Annotated in this window: 17 protein-coding genes; 5 read left to right on the top strand and 12 right to left on the bottom strand. The window is 61.7% G+C overall.

Annotation, left to right across the window (positions count from 1 at the left end; genetic code table 11):
- The coding region (locus QZ522_RS12255; protein ID WP_294611771.1) for an ABC transporter ATP-binding protein at window positions 1–328 on the bottom strand (328 nt) is incomplete at its 3' end.
- A gap of 75 nt (window positions 329–403) precedes the next feature.
- Window positions 404–1,441 (bottom strand): extracellular solute-binding protein, encoded by a 1,038-nt coding sequence (locus QZ522_RS12250; protein ID WP_294611776.1) that lies wholly within the window; start codon window positions 1,439–1,441, stop codon window positions 404–406.
- Window positions 1,442–2,068: 627 nt separating this feature from the next.
- Here QZ522_RS12250 and QZ522_RS12245 point away from each other — a divergent pair.
- Window positions 2,069–2,446, top strand: a complete 378-nt coding sequence (locus QZ522_RS12245) for a hypothetical protein (RefSeq protein ID WP_294611768.1) — start codon at window positions 2,069–2,071, stop codon at window positions 2,444–2,446.
- Between the two features lie 91 nt (window positions 2,447–2,537).
- Here QZ522_RS12245 and parE read toward each other — a convergent pair whose 3' ends face one another.
- The 3 genes from parE to QZ522_RS12230 form a co-directional block, all read right to left on the bottom strand.
- Window positions 2,538–4,493, bottom strand: a complete 1,956-nt coding sequence (gene parE / locus QZ522_RS12240; protein WP_294611766.1) for a DNA topoisomerase IV subunit B — start codon at window positions 4,491–4,493, stop codon at window positions 2,538–2,540.
- A gap of 77 nt (window positions 4,494–4,570) precedes the next feature.
- Window positions 4,571–5,509, bottom strand: a complete 939-nt coding sequence (locus QZ522_RS12235; protein ID WP_294611764.1) for a glucokinase — start codon at window positions 5,507–5,509, stop codon at window positions 4,571–4,573.
- On the bottom strand, window positions 5,502–6,275 hold the full coding sequence (locus QZ522_RS12230; RefSeq protein WP_294611762.1) for an HpcH/HpaI aldolase/citrate lyase family protein: 774 nt from the start codon (window positions 6,273–6,275) through the stop codon (window positions 5,502–5,504). Before QZ522_RS12230 ends, QZ522_RS12235 begins: the two co-directional genes overlap by 8 nt.
- A 109-nt stretch (window positions 6,276–6,384) precedes the next feature.
- Between QZ522_RS12230 and QZ522_RS12225 the strand changes: the two genes are divergently transcribed.
- Complete coding sequence (locus QZ522_RS12225) at window positions 6,385–7,272, top strand: DMT family transporter (protein WP_294611759.1); 888 nt, start codon at window positions 6,385–6,387, stop codon at window positions 7,270–7,272.
- Window positions 7,273–7,282: 10 nt separating this feature from the next.
- Here QZ522_RS12225 and QZ522_RS12220 read toward each other — a convergent pair whose 3' ends face one another.
- Window positions 7,283–8,092, bottom strand: a complete 810-nt coding sequence (locus QZ522_RS12220) for a division plane positioning ATPase MipZ (protein ID WP_294611756.1) — start codon at window positions 8,090–8,092, stop codon at window positions 7,283–7,285.
- 207 nt (window positions 8,093–8,299) lie between these two features.
- Here QZ522_RS12220 and QZ522_RS12215 point away from each other — a divergent pair, with 207 nt between their 5' ends.
- The 3 genes from QZ522_RS12215 (at window position 8,300) to QZ522_RS12205 (ending at window position 11,246) form a co-directional block, all read left to right on the top strand.
- A complete protein-coding gene (locus QZ522_RS12215) occupies window positions 8,300–8,926 on the top strand; it encodes an acyl-homoserine-lactone synthase (protein ID WP_294611753.1) in 627 nt (208 codons plus the stop codon).
- A gap of 65 nt (window positions 8,927–8,991) precedes the next feature.
- Window positions 8,992–10,515 (top strand): AAA family ATPase, encoded by a 1,524-nt coding sequence (locus QZ522_RS12210; RefSeq protein ID WP_294611751.1) that lies wholly within the window; start codon window positions 8,992–8,994, stop codon window positions 10,513–10,515.
- A complete protein-coding gene (locus QZ522_RS12205; protein WP_294611749.1) occupies window positions 10,512–11,246 on the top strand; it encodes an SDR family oxidoreductase in 735 nt (244 codons plus the stop codon). Before QZ522_RS12210 ends, QZ522_RS12205 begins: the two co-directional genes overlap by 4 nt.
- A gap of 22 nt (window positions 11,247–11,268) precedes the next feature.
- Here the strand turns inward: QZ522_RS12205 and QZ522_RS12200 are convergent, their stop codons facing one another.
- From QZ522_RS12200 to QZ522_RS12175, 6 genes are all read right to left on the bottom strand, one after another.
- Window positions 11,269–12,045: a DUF6782 family putative metallopeptidase gene (locus QZ522_RS12200; protein WP_294611746.1), complete on the bottom strand. Its 777-nt coding sequence runs from the start codon at window positions 12,043–12,045 to the stop codon at window positions 11,269–11,271.
- Window positions 12,046–12,174: 129 nt separating this feature from the next.
- Window positions 12,175–12,930, bottom strand: a complete 756-nt coding sequence (locus tag QZ522_RS12195) for a TIGR02186 family protein (RefSeq protein WP_294611743.1) — start codon at window positions 12,928–12,930, stop codon at window positions 12,175–12,177.
- The gene (locus QZ522_RS12190; protein ID WP_294611740.1) at window positions 12,930–13,844 is read right to left on the bottom strand and encodes a sulfite exporter TauE/SafE family protein; all 915 of its coding nucleotides are present in this window, start codon (window positions 13,842–13,844) and stop codon (window positions 12,930–12,932) included. Before QZ522_RS12190 ends, QZ522_RS12195 begins: the two co-directional genes overlap by 1 nt.
- A gap of 118 nt (window positions 13,845–13,962) precedes the next feature.
- Entirely contained in the window at window positions 13,963–14,379 is a 417-nt protein-coding gene (locus QZ522_RS12185; protein ID WP_294611737.1) for a GNAT family N-acetyltransferase, read from the bottom strand.
- Window positions 14,369–14,965: a tRNA (adenosine(37)-N6)-threonylcarbamoyltransferase complex dimerization subunit type 1 TsaB gene (gene tsaB, locus QZ522_RS12180; protein ID WP_294611734.1), complete on the bottom strand. Its 597-nt coding sequence runs from the start codon at window positions 14,963–14,965 to the stop codon at window positions 14,369–14,371. The genes QZ522_RS12185 and tsaB overlap by 11 nt, the downstream gene beginning before the upstream one ends.
- Window positions 14,955–15,052, bottom strand: a 98-nt coding sequence (locus QZ522_RS12175; protein ID WP_294611774.1) for a NifU family protein, incomplete at its 5' end; no start/stop codon positions are given. The genes QZ522_RS12175 and tsaB, both read right to left, overlap by 11 nt.

Raw genomic sequence — 15,052 nt, 5'->3', positions numbered from 1 at the left:
CGGACTTGGGCAGGCCCTTGCGGCGCAGGCCATAGCCGATGTTGTCGGCAATGTTCATCATCGGAAAAAGCGCCAGATGCTGGAACACCATGTTCACCGGCCGCTTGTTGGGGGGTACATCAAGCACCGATGTTCCCTTGATCCGGATATCGCCACTTGTGGGCGCCAGAAACCCGGCAATCATCCGCATGATCGTGGTCTTGCCACAGCCCGAAGGCCCGAGAATGGAAAAGAACGACCCCGGCGGCACGGAAAATGACACGTCGTCAACGGCAAGGCTTTGGTCGAACCGCCTGGTCAGGGCGCTGCATTCCAGATCGGGGGTCATGGCATTTCCGGCTATGAAATCAAAAGAAACGGCACCCGCGCGAAAACGGGTGCCGCAAAGGGGGCGATGCGCGCCTTAGTTGGCGGCCTGCACCCGGTCAAGCACGCCGCCTTCGATCACTTCAAGACCGGCGGGGACGGGCGGATACCACTTGATGTTATCCACGGCTTCGGGCGGAAAGCTTGCCTGATAGCGGGCCTTCAACTCGTCCGAGGCAAATTCATCCGCGCCTTTCGAGGCGGTAAAGTTACCGGCGGCAGCAGTGATCTTGGCGGCGACCTCGGGTCGCATCACATAGTTGATCCAGTCATAGGCGGCCTGGTCGGCGCCGCCCTTGGCGGGCAGGACAAAGGTGTCGATCCAGCCAAGCGCCCCCGAGGCCGGCGCGACAAAGGTGATGTCGGGATTGTCGGCATTCAGCTTCCAGCCGCCGGTATCCCAGGCCATCGAGGCAACCACTTCGCCAGAGCGCACGAGGTTCATCAATTCGTCACCGCCACCCCAATAGGTTTTCACGTTGGGCTTGCAGTCCTTCAGCTTGGCCTCGACCTTCTCCATGATGGCGGTATAGGCGGCCTCGTCGCCATAAGCGGCGAAGGGATCAAGACCCATCGCAAAGGCAAACCCGATCAGCGTCGGACGCTTGAGGCGATAGGAAACCTTGCCCGCCACATCGGCGCCACAGAGGTCGGTGTAATCCTTGACGCCGGGCGCCTTGGCGGTATCGACCACAAGGCCGCTGGTGCCCCAGACATGCGGCACGCCGTAAACCGCGCCATCGACGGTGGTGTTGCCCTTGGTGGCGGCCAGCATCGAGGGGATGAACTGGCTCTCGTCGATTTTCGACATGTCCATCGGCTTGTAGATGCCAAACTCGGCCTGCGGGCCGGCGATGCGGTCCTGGCTTGGCTGGGCAAGGTCAAAGCCGCCGCCGCCGGTGGCCCGCAGCTTGGCGATCATTTCCTCGTTGTTCGATTTGGTCACCTCGACGGTGTGGCCGGTTTCGGCCTCGAAGGCGGCGACCACGTCTTCGGGCGCATAGCCGCCCCAAGTCAACAGGCGAAGCGTGTCGGCGCTGGCGGTCTGGGCAAGGCCCGCGATGGTCAGGGCCATCACGGAAGTGGCAAGTTTAAGACGGTTTCCAAGACGTGTCATGACATTCCCTTTAGGACAGATTGATTCCGGTTCTGGTCTTTTGGCATAGCTTGCGGTTTATTTTCCCATTGGTCAAATTTAATGTTCGACCTGCGCGCGACAATGTTCGTTTATTTGCGCGACCGCAGGGCTCCGCGCATGCATTACGCGCGTTTGATGAGGGTTTTGTGACAAGGGGCGCGCCCTGTCCGACAGGCTTGCTGTCTAAGGTATGCACGACAGAGGGCCGCGGTCTGGCGATGCAACGAAAGTGGCGCACCTTTGGTGCGACGGGCGGCCCGGCGATCGCGCGGCGGCACAACAAGCCGCGCCTTGGTTTCGAGCGGGGGGTGCTCACGCAACACATCGGTCGCGTCATCCCCGCGAAAGCGGGGATCTCCTGCGGACCGTAGCGCCCTGTCATCCGCAGAGTCCCGGCTTCCCCGCGCCCCTGGGGAAACAACGTCTCGCTCTCGCGGAGTTTATGCGACGGAGGGTCCCACTTATCCCGATCTTCGTGACGACGCCTCCTTTCCACTCCCATTGACATCGCCTGAGATCATGTCTTTGTGGCCCCTCATTTACCGTGAAAAGGAATCGTTAGTCATGATTAGGAATATGCTCTTGATAGGCAGTGCCACTCTGATACTCGCCAGTTGCACGACCTGGGATACGTCGAACGTCAAACGGAGCCGACCAGCCGCAGCGACCGCATCCGTTTCTCCTGAGACGGTCATCGTAACGTCAGGCGACATTACGGATCGACCGTATAAGAAAATATCGGACCTCAAGGTTACCGTGAACAAGACGACCGCCCTCCACCCCAGCCCTACTCCGGAAATGGTCGTCGACAAGCTCAGGACAGAGGCGGCATCCATAGGTGCCAACGCCGTGATCAACGCAAAGGTGAGTGACGTGACCATATCCGCATTCAGTTGGGGGACGCGTATTGGAACCGGCGAAGCGGTAACGTTCTCCGAATGATCAGGTCGGATCGTGAACAGCTTCAGATCTGGTTCATCGGACCTTGATATGAGGTTACATGACTTGAGGGGGTGTCAGCGCCTCATCCCCCTCAAACATCCAGCTCCACCACGAACCGTGCATTCTCTTGGATATACTGGAACCGCAATTCCGGCTTTTTCCCCATCAGGCGCTCGACAAGGTCGCCGGTTTCGCCCGGTTCGTCCTCGTCTATCGTCACCCGGATAAGCTTGCGTGATTTCGGGTCCATCGTGGTTTCCTTGAGGTCCTTCGCGTCCATCTCGCCCAGGCCCTTGAACCGGCTGACGTCGATCTTGCCCTTGCCGCCAAGGCCTTTTTCCAGCCACTCGTCGCGTTCCGCCTCGTCAAGGCAATAGACCCGTTTCGCCCCCTGCGTCAGCCGGAACAGCGGCGGGCAGGCAAGGTAGAGGTGCCCGGCGTCGATCATCGGGCGGGTCTGGGTAAAGAAAAACGTCATCAAAAGCGAGGCGATATGCGCGCCGTCGACATCGGCGTCGGTCATGATGATGACTTTGTCATAGCGCAGGTCGTCAAGGTTGAACTTGCTGCCAAGCCCGACGCCAAGCGCCTGAGTCAGATCGGAAATCTCGGCATTGGTGCCAAGCTTGGAACTCGCCGCGCCAAGCACGTTGAGGATCTTGCCCCGCAGCGGCAGAAGCGCCTGATTGACCCGGTTGCGCGCCATCTTGGCAGAGCCGCCCGCGCTATCACCCTCGACGATGAACAATTCGGTGCCATCGCGGGTGTTGGACGAGCAATCGACCAGCTTGCCCGGCAGGCGCAGCTTTTTGGTGGCGGTCTTGCGCTGGGTCTCTTTCTCCTGGCGGCGGCGCAGGCGTTCTTCGGCGCGCAGCACAAGGAAATCAAGGATCGCGCCCGCCGATTTGGTATCGGCCGCAAGCCAGTTGTCAAAGTGATCGCGTACCGCGCCCTCGACCATGCGCTGCGCATCGGTGGTGGCAAGGCGGTCCTTGGTCTGGCCGACGAATTCCGGCTCGCGGATGAAACACGACACAAGCGCACAGCCGCCCGAGATCAGATCCTCGCGGGTGATCTGGGCCGCCTTGCGGTTGCTGGCCAGTTCGCCATAGGCCTTGATCCCCTTGAGGATCGCCGCCCAGAAACCGGCCTCGTGGGTACCGCCTTCGGGGGTGGGAACGGTGTTGCAATAGGACTGGATGAAACCGTCACGCGAAGGCGTCCAGTTGATCGCCCATTCGACCTTGCCGGGGACGTTGTATTTGTCCTTGAAATCGACCGTGCCGGCAAAGGGACGTTCGGCATAGGTGGTGGCCCCGTTCAGGGTTTCGCCAAGATAGTCGGCAAGCCCGCCAGGAAACTTGAAGGTCGCCTCCTGCGGGGTGTCGCCATCGGCTATCGCCGATTTCCAGCGGATTTCAACGCCGGAAAACAGATAGGCCTTGGACCGCGACATCTTGAAAAGCCGCGCCGGTTTGAGCTTGAGAGAGCCAAAGATTTCCGGGTCCGGATGAAACGTCACGGAGGTGCCACGCCGGTTCGGCGCGGCGCCGATCCTGGCCAGAGGCGCCTGCGGGATGCCGCGCGAAAACTCCATCATGTAAAGCTCGCGATTGCGCGCCACCTCGACCCGAAGATGATCCGAAAGCGCGTTCACCACCGAAGAGCCGACCCCGTGCAGACCGCCCGAGGTCTCATAACTGTCGCCGGAAAACTTGCCGCCTGCATTCAGCGTGCAAAAGATGATCTCAAGCGCGGTCTTGCTGGGGTCCTTGGGATGCGGATCAATCGGAATGCCGCGGCCATTGTCGCGCACGGTGACATGGCCGTTTTCATGCAGTTCGACCTCGATCCATGTGGCATGGCCCGCGACCGCCTCGTCCATCGAGTTGTCGATGATTTCGGCCACCATATGATGCAGCGCGCGGTCATCCTTGCCGCCGATATACATGCCGGGGCGCAGGCGCACATGCTCCATGTCCTCAAGCACCTGAATGGAGGAGGCGTCGTAATCGGATTTCGGGGCGGAGGAGAGAAGATCATTCATGCCGCTGCTCTTTTTTTGTTGGTTGGCGGCATTATGGCAGAGCCGGGACTGGTGTGGAAGTGGCTGCGGCACATGCGTCAGCCAAGGCATTGCCGAAGATGCCGGGCACAGCCACGCAAAGCGGCGTTGTCATCGGTGATAAGGCTGACAGAGATTTCGCGGATGATGTGCCGATATGGCCCCTTGGCGGTAAAGGTTTCCGCAAATCCCAAAGGCAAAAGAAACGGCGCGACGGCTCGTGCGGTGCCGCCGATCAGGTAAATCCCGCCCATCGGCAGGTGATTGAGCGCCAGATCGCCAAGCACGCTGCCCAGAAGGCGCACAAAGGCCGTGAGGCTGGCGCAGGCACCGGCATCGCCTGCCAGATGTGCTGTGATGATCTGGGCCGGGGTCAGGGTGTCACCGCTCAGGTGAGCATGCAGGCGCACAAGGCCCGGCCCCGAAAGCAGCGCCTCAAGCGGACGGTGCGCGTCCTTGCCTTCAAGGCTTGCGATCAGGGCGCCGATGGCACCGTCAGAGTGCGGCAGGCTGCTGTGACCGGCCTCGGCGGGGGGCACGAACAGGCCTTGGGGCGTGCGATGCACCACGGCGATATTGCTGCCGGTGCCAAGGCCCATGACCATGCGCGCGCCACCCGGTGGCGGCGTGGCCCCGGTGACAAGCGGGGTGACGGTATCAGGCGCCAGATCGTCCAGGGCATAGCCCTGTGCCGTCAGGTCGTTGATCAGGTGGATGTCCTGCGCGCCGGTGACCTTGGCCAGGTCCGCGCTGTCGATGAACCAGTCAAGATTGGTAAGTTGCGCGGTACTGCCCCGCACCGGCCCCGCAACCCCGGCACAAAGCGCGCTTGGCGGGATCGGGTGCCGTGCCAGGTATTGATCAATGATCTTGCTCAGCCCAGAGAAAGCGGCATTGCGAAAGCTGTCTGTGCTGCCTGGGTCAAGCCGCCCGCCGCGGGCAAGTCCGACACGTGTGGTGGTGCCGCCGACATCGGCCAAAAGCCAGGCATCAGCCATCATCGCGCCACTTCGCCATGGTCGCGCGCGCCGTCTGCGCGAGCATCACGACGTCGATGCCCACGGCCAGAAACTGTGCGCCGCTGTCGGCGTATCCCTGTGCCGTGTCGTGATCCAGCGCAAGGATGCCGGCGGCCTTGTCGGATGCGGCAATCCGGGTGAGTGCGTCCTTGATGACGCGGGCCACCGGTGCGGCGCTGCTGTCGCCCATATGGCCCATGTCGGCGGCAAGGTCGGAGGGGCCGATAAAGACGCCATCAACGCCTTCGACTCGCAAAATCTCGTCTAGGGCGGCGATGCCATCTTTGGTTTCGACCTGCACCAAAAGACACATCTGCGCGTTGGCGGTGGCGATATAATCCGGAATGGCCGAAAAATTCGAGGCCCGCGCCAGCGCCGCACCAGACCCACGAATGCCCTGCGGCGGATAGCGCATTGCGCGCACAAGGGCGCTGGCCTGATCGGCGCTTTCGACCATCGGGATCAACAGGGTCTGCGCGCCCGCATCCAGCACCTGTTTGATTGCCCAATCCTCGCCCATCGGCAGGCGGACCACCGGATGGCTGTGCTTGCCCGACAGCACCGCAAGCTGGGCCGTTATGCTGCGCAGATCGTTCGGCGCATGCTCGCCGTCGATCACAAGCCAGTCGAACCCGGCCGTGGCCAGCACTTCGGTCGCGTAAGGATCGGCAAAGCCCGCCCAACAGCCATAGAGCATTTCGCCGCGTGCAAGGGCGGCCTTGAAGGTATTGACGGGGGCTGGCATGGCACGGCTCCTTTCCTGAGGCTTGGGTCAGCATAGACCGGGTTGCCCCGGCTTGGCGAGGGGGCCGACAGGCTTTACTTTGGTCGGGATTGCCGCCACTCATTGGCCCATGAATGAGCATCTCAAAGGCCTTTTGATCACCGCGCTCGGCGTTCTTTTCGTCGTGCCGGATTCCCTTTTCGTGCGGTTGATCGCGGCGGATGCGCCGACGATCTCTTTCTGGCGCGGGGTGACGGCGGGCACGGTGATCCTGATCGGGGTTCTGGCGCTTGAGGGCCCGCGTGGATTTTCAAAGATCGCGCGTACCGGCGTGCCGGGGCTGATCTATACCGTTTTGATTGCGGCCACCGCGCCGGGTTTCGTGCTTGCCGTGACCTGGACCAGCGTCGCCAACGTGGTGTTCATCATCGCCTCGATGCCGGTTTTCGCCGCCGTTTTCAGCCGGATTTTCTTGGGCGAACCGATCAGCCGACGCATGGTTTTCACGATGATGGGGGTCTTTGTCGGCCTTGGCATCATCGCCTGGGGCTCGGGTGAGACCAAGGGTGCAAGCTGGCAGGGGGATCTGGTGGCCCTGGGGGTTTCGGCAAGCTTTGCCGCCGCGATGACCGCCGCGCGTCAGGTGCGCGCGACCTCGATGATTCCGGCCATTCCGATCGCTTTCCTGGGCGCGTCGCTGATGATGTGGCCGATGGCATCGCCGGGACCGGTCTTTGCCGCACAATGGCCGCTTGTCTTGGCGCATGGCGCCTTCATCAGCGTCTCGACCTGTCTTTTGACGCTTGGCCCGCGCTATATCAGTTCGGCCGAGGTGGCCCTTCTGATCCTGCTTGAATCGGTGTTGGCGCCGCTTTTGGTCTGGGGGGTGGTCGGCGAAGACCCTGGCCCCTGGGCGATCATCGGCGGCGGGGTGGTGATCGGTGTCCTGTTCGTCTCGAACCTGATCCTTCTGCGTGGGCGCAGGCGGGCAAGAATCCCGGTTCAGCCGCGCATCTGAGCGCTCTGGATCAAAAGTTGACCTCGACCCCCGGCAGGTTCAGCGCCTTGATCAGATCGCGCAATTCCTGACGCGCGGCGATGTTCGAGATGTTAAGCCCCTTGACCCCGATGTCCTTGAGGTCAAGCAGGGTAAGGCCGCGCGGAAACAACTCGCGGAAGATGACCCGCTCGTTGAACCCCGGCGCCACGCGAAAGCCTATGCGCTTGGCAAGGTTATCAATCGCATCGCCCATCTTTTTCTTGTTCACCATCTGCTGTGCGCCCATGCGGTTGCGCACCACGATCCAGTCGATTGCCTTGAGCCCGGCCTGTGCGCGCAACTGTCGGGCATTCCAGACCATTTCGGAATAGACCGATGGGCCAAGGATTTTCCTGCCGTCGCTGTCGATATGTGCCAGCAGGTCGAAGTCAATGAAGCTGTCGTTAAGCGGCGTGATCAGGGTATCGGCAAGGCTATGGGCCACCTGACTTAGCCGGGTATGCGAGCCGGGACAGTCGATGATGATGAAATCGCTGTCGGTCTCAAGCTCGGCCACGGCGGCAGAAAGGCGGCGGTCATAGACGTTTTCGCCGGGCTTCAGCTGATCCTGATTGACCTCGGGCAGGTCGTGATACCGCGGGCTTGGCAGGTCAAGGCCGGACTTTTCGATAAACTTGAGGCGGTTCTCGGCATAGCGGCCAAAGGTTTTCTGGCGCAGGTCGAGATCAAGCGCGCTGACCTTGTGGCCCATGCGGGCAAGGGCCGACGCCACATGCATCGACACGGTTGATTTGCCTGCCCCGCCCTTTTCGTTTCCGACGACAATGATATGCGCCATGTCCCGCTTCCCCTGAATGTCGGAGGCTGTTGCCCGAATGGGCCCCCCGGTATTTTTGCCAGACAGTATCTGTTGGTGCTGCAATAGGGAAGGGCTGGACGCGAGGTCAAGGCCCTTTCAGATGCATGGTGTTGCACCGTGCGGAGGGCCAATCCGGCCTTAAGAATTCCGCCTTAGCCCTTTGAGCGCCAAATCAGGGGGACTTTCATGCTGCGATATATTTTTGCGAGTGAGTTAAGCCGGTATCCTCGTCTTCGCGACACGATGTTTCGCGACCGCGCGGATCAGTTCAAAGAACGCCTTGGCTGGGATGTGTCGGTGACCTCATCGGGCGAAGAGCGTGACGAATACGATGCGCTGAACCCGCTCTATGTGATCTGGCAGAACCCGGACGGGCGTCATGGCGGGTCCATGCGGCTTTTGCCCACCACGGGGCGGGTGATGGTGAACGAGCATTTCGGCCATCTTATCGGGGACAGGGCCATCGCCGATCCGGCGATCTGGGAATGCACGCGGTTTTGTCTGGCGCGGGGGGCAGCCCCGACTGTGGCGCGCGCGCTCATGCTTGCGGGCGGCGAGGTGATGCGCGGTTTTGGCATCCGGGAATATGTCGGCGTCTTTGATGCGCGGATGGTGCGGATCTACCGGATGATCGGCGCCTCGCCCCGCATTGTCGGTTCGACCGGCGAGGGCCGTAATCAGATCAGCGTCGGCCTCTGGGGGTTTTCCGATAGGTCGCGTTTGCGGGTCGCACAGCGCGCAGGGCTCTCGCCGGAGATCTCGGATCTCTGGTTTCGGCGGGCCATGGGCGCGCGGCCCGCGCTTTTGGCCTGAGCGCGGGCACGGAAACTCTGCGTCTTTCGCTGGTGCCGGGCGGGGCGTGACGCTAGGGTCGCGCCATGACAAATCTGGCGCTTACATACTCTTCCGATCAGGCTGAAGCACATGACCGCATTTCCCAGATGCTGCGCGGTGCGGGCGTCGATCTTGACGAGGCTCTGCTGACCCCGCCGCAAGAGGGAAAACAGGCCGTAATGGCCGTCGTGGGCAAGGCCGGATCTGGCAAAACCCTGCTTTTGGCAGAGCTTTACCGCGCGCTGGACGAGGCGGGCGTGGATGTTGTTTCGGGCGATTACGAGGGCCGCAAGCGCCCGGACCGGCGCACGCTCGCAATACTAGCTCCGACCAACAAGGCGGCCAGCGTGCTGCGCCTGCGCGGTGTGCCCGCGACCACCATCCACCGTATCCTTTACACCCCGGTCTATCACCCGGAATACGAAAAGATCGCCGAATGGCTGGCCGGGCAGGGCGAGCGCCCGGTGATCGAGGGGTTGACCGATCTGGCGCTTGACCGCGCCCTTGCATTCTATCAGGGCCAGAAATCCATTCCCGGCGCCTTGGCGGCGGCGGGATTGCGGGGGTCTGATTTCATCACTGGCTGGAAGCGCCGCGAAGACCCGCTTGATATCGGATTTGTGGACGAGGCAAGCATGCTTGACGAAAAGCAGCTTGAAGATCTTCAGGATATCTTTCCGACGCTTCTGTTGTTTGGCGATCCGGCCCAGCTCGCGCCGGTGAAATCCCAGGGCGGGATGGTGTTTGAAAAACTGCCCGCGCCCGCGCGGCTGGAGTTGCACCGCATTCACCGTCAGGACGCCGATAACCCGATCCTCGATCTCGCGCATGCCCTGGCCGATCCGGCGCTTGAATTCCATGACTTCGAGCGGATGGTCGAACAGGTCGCCGCGCGTGACGAGCGGGTGCAATGGGCACAGCGCGTCGAAGTCGATCTTATGGCGCGAAGCCCGGTTCTTGTCTGGCGCAATGCCACCCGCATCCGCCTTATCAATGCGTTCCGCGCCGTTCACGGCGCCCCCGAAACCGAGCTGTTGCCCGGTGAGCCGCTGATTTGCGACGGTATCGAATTGCCACTTAAGCACCGCAAGAAACGTCTCGACCTAGAGGCGCGCGGGCTGATCAAGGGCGCGCAGGTTGTCTATCTCGGGCCAGGCCGCAGGCCGGGCTTTTCGCGCCTGCATGTTGTCGGTGCCGAAGACCCGCAGGTCAGCGCCGCCAGCATCATCAAGATCGAAAAGCCCGACGAGGAAGAACCGTTCATCCCCTTTGCCGCCAATATGGGGGCGACCTTTTTGCATGGGGCGGCGGTGACCATCCACAAGGCTCAGGGCAGCCAATGGCGCGCTGTTCAGGTATTTTCCCCCGACATATATGCCGCCGCGCGGATGGGCCGGTCGGAGGCCGGTCAACCGCTTTGGAAGCGGCTGGCCTATGTGGCGATCACCCGCGCCGAAGAACGGCTTCACTGGGTGGTGCGCAATCGTCTGTCGAAACCAAGTGTTCCCTTGGGCGTGGATGATCTTAAATCTGCGCCTGTGCCGCTCAAACTGGAGGAAGAAGAATGAAATCCATCGTGATAACCGGGGCAAGCTCAGGTATCGGGCGGGCCACCGCAGAGGTGTTTCTTGATGCCGGATGGCAGGTTGGCCTCATCGCGCGGCGCGGCGATGTACTTGAAGAGATCGCCTCGGGCCGGGACAACGCCACCGCCTTGCCTTGTGACGTGACCGATCCCGGCGCGATGCAGGCCACCTTTGACGGCTTCACCGCCAAGGCGGGCCGTCTTGACGCGCTGTTCAACAATGCCGGCATGTTCGGCCCCTCTGCGCCCATCGACGAGGTCGATGTCGATGCCTTCGATCAGGTGATCAACGTCAACGTCCGGGGCATGTTCATCGCGGCGCGGCTGGCCTTTGCCCAGATGCGGCGGCAAGATCCGCAAGGCGGGCGGATCATCAATAACGGGTCGCTTTCGGCGCATAACCCGCGCCCCGGTTCGGTCTGTTACACCACGAGCAAGCACGCGATCACCGGCATGACCAAAAGCCTGTCGCTGGATGGCCGCGCCTTTGATATCGCCTGTGGCCAGATCGACATCGGCAATGCCCGCACCGAGTTGGTCGATGACCTGAACGCGCGCATTCTGGCGGAAAACCCTGAGGCCACACTGATGCCGATGATGGATGTGGGCGAGGCCGCGCGCTCGGTTTTGCACATGGCGCAGATGCCCCCCGAAGCCAACGTTCAGTTCATGACCGTGATGGCGACCAAGATGCCCTATATCGGACGGGGTTAAGGACCGGCGGGCCGGATCGCTGCTAGGGCCTTGGGTCGACGTCCCCGGCAACACAGTCGTAAGGCGATCCATCCGGCATGATGCAAAGACGCTTGTAAAACCCCGGCGGGATTTGATCGTACTGAGGCAGCGCCTTCGTCGTGTCCTGACGATCCAGGTAGGAACTGCAAGAGGCGCGATAATAATTATCGCGCCGCCATTCCGAGGCATACCATTGCGCGAAGGCGGCGGTCGTTGCGCGGCGTGGATCGGCACTTGCCCCAAGCTCTGCTGCAAAGGCGGCCGCGATATCTCTGTGGGTCGGCCAATGCGACAAGGCCTGCCAGATGTCGGGCTGTCCCGCGTCCTTGAGGGTATTGGCGATGAAAAGGCTTATCGCACTGGCATCGGCCTCGAGCGCGAGGGTCGCGCGGGCACTTTCCGACATCGCAAGGCTATCGGTCGGGCAGCTGCCTGTCGTGTATTGTTGCAGATGGCGCAACTCGTGGATCAGGATGGCAACCTGCGTGGGCTGCGGTAAATCAATTTGCAGGACGATCCGGTTGTCCTCGGGGCTGAAATAGCCGCGCGCGTCGTAAAGGCTGGCGGAGAGACAGATATCGGTGGCTTCGCGGGCAATCAGTTCGCGCAAATCGGGAAACGCCTGAAAAACCGGCTCGATCCCGTCGATCAATGCCGCAAGGGTGCCGTTGTCGTCCGTCCCGCCCGAGTTGCGGCAGACAAGATCACCCTGTTGGGCCGCTGCGGCGCCAACCAGACCCACAAGGGCCAACGAAGCAAGGAACGTGCGGTGTATCATATCCTCAAGTGGACTTTGGGGTCGCGCGGCGTTGCAAAGGGGTAAAGCGGATCATGCCGCAAAGCCTAGCAGAGCCGATTTCACACGCAATTCATTTGTGCCGGGCCCGTAAGCCCCGGCGCGGGGCGCTTATCCGCGACGCAACGCCTGGAATGCGGCCGAGGCCATCCAGCCGGCTGCAATGGCGATCGCCAGCGACATCAGGCCGTAAATCATCGGCTTTTCGCGTGACAGGCTGTATAGCCAGCGTTCAAGGCCAACTTTGCGCACGTCGATCGTGGTGTCGAACTCTGACACGACCCGGCCCTCGCGAGTCAGGAAAATGCGCGTCTCATAGGCCCCTTCGGTCAGGTTTGCGGGCAGGCTGATCGAGGTGCGAAACAGGGTTTGTTCGTCAATCGCCACAGCCCCTTCGCGCACCTGATAGGCATCCTTGTCGCGCCGGATGCGGATCAGGGCCTCGGTAAAGCGACCGGCGTCTTCGGCCATGGTCGCCGCCCCGACCGACCGGATCGCACGCCCGATAGACACGCGATGACGCAGGTCCTCGGTATTGCTCATGACTTCGTCGAACGGCCCGGTGGTGGCCACCGCGTAAAAGCTTGGCGCCGCGTCAAGTTCGACCACCTCGGTATTGACCCAGATCCCGAAACGCCGGTCCTTGCGCCGCACCGTTACCGGAACCGAGGGGCCGGCGACGGTGATGATGACGTCCAGCGGAATCTCGGAAATCGCGGTCTCGCGTTTGACCGCGCCAAAAATCAGGATGTCAGAGCCTTCAAAGGTGGCGGTGATCGCAACCTTGTCGCTTGAAAGGCCAAGCACGACCTCTTCGGCCTGCAACGGCATGGCCAAAAGGCAGAGGGTGAGGATGAACCGAAACATCAATGCCCCCCACCGGTGCCAAGCGAATAAAGTTCGGACGGCATGAGAAGCAGGTCGAGCCCCAGCTTTCCGCAGACCGCCAGCACCATGATCGCCAGCAGAATCCGAAGCTGTTCTGCCTTCATCCTGGTGCCGATGGTGGTGCCGATCTGTGCGCCGATCACCCCGCCGACCAAAAGCAGAACGGCAAGTGCGATATCCACCGTAAAGTTGGTGGTCGCATGCAGCATCGTGGTAAAGGCGGTGACAAAGATGATCTGAAACAGCGAGGTGCCAACAACCACCTTGGTCGGCATGCCTAGAAGATAGATCATCGCGGGCACCATGATGAACCCACCGCCGACGCCCATGATAGCGGCCAGAATACCCACCGCCACACCAACCATAAGCGGTGGAATCACGCTGATATAAAGGCCCGAGGTGCGAAAGCGCATCTTGAACGGCAGCCCATGCACCCAGCCATGTTTTTTGCGCTTGGGCGCTGCGCCGCGGCGGGTGTTGCGGATGGCGTTCAGGCTCTCGACGAACATCATCCCGCCGATGATGCCCAGAAAGACCACATAGCAAAGCTTGACCAGCAGATCGACCTGGCCCTGCGACTTGAGATAGTTGAAGATGAAAACCCCAAGCCCGGCGCCAAGAAGCCCGCCAATCAACAGGACGGTTCCCATCCTCAGATCAACCGTTTTACGCCTGAAATGCGCCAGCACGCCGGAAAACGACGAGGCCACGATCTGATTGGCCTCGGTTGCGACGGCAACGGCCGGCGGGATGCCGATAAAAAACAAAAGTGGCGTCATGAGAAACCCGCCGCCAACCCCGAACATGCCCGAAAGGATGCCCACGATGCCGCCCAGCCCCAAAAGCAGGAAAGCATTTACCGAAACCTCGGCTATGGGGAGGTATATTTGCATGGCAATTCCTAGCCCCATGTCGCTTTGCAATGCAAGGGGGCCAATGGGTACGAGGGCCGCAGGCCTGATGATTTTCTGAATCTGGACTTATTTTTCGGGCGCCTTAGGGCCAGAAAGCTCAGGCAAGTGGTTTCTGAAGGATCAGGGCGTCAACCGCCGCACGATCCGCATGGGTGTAATAGCCTGTCCGACAGGCAATCTGTTGATATCCCGCACCCCGGTAAAGCGCGCGTGCGGCGGCGTTGTCCGCAGCCACCTCAAGAAAGGCGGTGCGCGCGCCACGCGCCTGCGCTGTCGTCTCAAAGGCGGCGAGACAGGCGCGGGCACGCCCCTCGCGGCGGTGATCGGGATCGGTGGCCAGGGTCAAAAGCTCGGCCTCATCCGCAATGGCGCGCCCAAGGGCAAAGGCGTGCAGGTCGCCAACGGCAAAGACCAGTGGGCTATTCAGAAGGTCGGCAATCTCTTGCGCCGTCCAGCCGCGCGATTGCCCGGCAAAGGCGCGGGCATGGGTCCGGGCAAGCGTCTCAGGCGTCATCGGCAAGGATCACCGGGGGAAGGTCGCGCGCGGGCGCTGCATCGGCCGGGCGGATGTAAAGCGGCGCGGGGGCCTGGCCATTGGTGGGTGCCGTGGCCGCAAGCCGCGCGATGTTCTGCGCCAAAATGTCGGGCGAGGGCGCAAAGGCGGGTGCAAATCCGCTGGCCTCTGCCTCTGCGAGGGGGGTAAGTTCGGGGGTGCCGCCGGGCACGCGGATATAGGCCTGATCGCGCGGTGCGTGTACGACCGCCACACAATCCGGGCCGTTCAAGCGGTCGATCACATCGAAGGTGCTGATGCCGATCGCCGGAATATCAAGTGCAAGCGCCAGACCGCGCGCGGCAGATACGGAAATGCGGATGCCGGTGAAGTTGCCGGGGCCAATGCCGACGCCGATGCGCATAAGCTCGGCCCATGTCGCGCCGCCTTCGCTTAGCACCTCTTGCAGAAGCGGCATCAGGCGCTCTGCCTGACCCCGGCCCATATCTTCGGTGCGGCAGGCCAGAACCCTGTCGCCCGACAACAAAGCGGCCGCGCAATGCGCGGCCGATGTGTCAAATCCCAGGATCAGCCCTTCAGATACCAACGGGCCGTACCTCTGTCACTTCGGGGATGTAATGGCGCAGCAGGTTTTCGATGCCCATTTTCAGGGTGATGGTCGAGGACGGGCACC

Origin of the sequence: uncultured Roseovarius sp. (assembly GCF_913054395.1) — a bacterium.
GTDB lineage: Bacteria > Pseudomonadota > Alphaproteobacteria > Rhodobacterales > Rhodobacteraceae > Roseovarius.
This window is presented reverse-complemented; position numbering and strand designations above follow the sequence as displayed.

Bases quoted from the DNA above. Each gene is read 5' to 3' on its own strand.
- QZ522_RS12195 (WP_294611743.1), bottom strand. From the start codon at position 12,930: ATGTTTCGGTTCATCCTCACCCTCTGCCTTTTGGCCATGCCGTTGCAG.
- QZ522_RS12215 (WP_294611753.1), top strand. From the start codon at position 8,300: ATGCTGCGATATATTTTTGCGAGTGAGTTAAGCCGGTATCCTCGTCTT.
- QZ522_RS12230 (WP_294611762.1), bottom strand. From the start codon at position 6,275: ATGCCAGCCCCCGTCAATACCTTCAAGGCCGCCCTTGCACGCGGCGAA.
- QZ522_RS12205 (WP_294611749.1), top strand. From the start codon at position 10,512: ATGAAATCCATCGTGATAACCGGGGCAAGCTCAGGTATCGGGCGGGCC.
- QZ522_RS12245 (WP_294611768.1), top strand. From the start codon at position 2,069: ATGATTAGGAATATGCTCTTGATAGGCAGTGCCACTCTGATACTCGCC.
- QZ522_RS12250 (WP_294611776.1), bottom strand. From the start codon at position 1,441: ATGGCCCTGACCATCGCGGGCCTTGCCCAGACCGCCAGCGCCGACACG.
- QZ522_RS12210 (WP_294611751.1), top strand. From the start codon at position 8,992: ATGACAAATCTGGCGCTTACATACTCTTCCGATCAGGCTGAAGCACAT.
- QZ522_RS12225 (WP_294611759.1), top strand. From the start codon at position 6,385: ATGAATGAGCATCTCAAAGGCCTTTTGATCACCGCGCTCGGCGTTCTT.
- QZ522_RS12235 (WP_294611764.1), bottom strand. From the start codon at position 5,509: ATGGCTGATGCCTGGCTTTTGGCCGATGTCGGCGGCACCACCACACGT.
- QZ522_RS12200 (WP_294611746.1), bottom strand. From the start codon at position 12,045: ATGATACACCGCACGTTCCTTGCTTCGTTGGCCCTTGTGGGTCTGGTT.
- QZ522_RS12185 (WP_294611737.1), bottom strand. From the start codon at position 14,379: ATGACGCCTGAGACGCTTGCCCGGACCCATGCCCGCGCCTTTGCCGGG.
- parE (WP_294611766.1), bottom strand. From the start codon at position 4,493: ATGAATGATCTTCTCTCCTCCGCCCCGAAATCCGATTACGACGCCTCC.
- QZ522_RS12220 (WP_294611756.1), bottom strand. From the start codon at position 8,092: ATGGCGCATATCATTGTCGTCGGAAACGAAAAGGGCGGGGCAGGCAAA.
- QZ522_RS12190 (WP_294611740.1), bottom strand. From the start codon at position 13,844: ATGCAAATATACCTCCCCATAGCCGAGGTTTCGGTAAATGCTTTCCTG.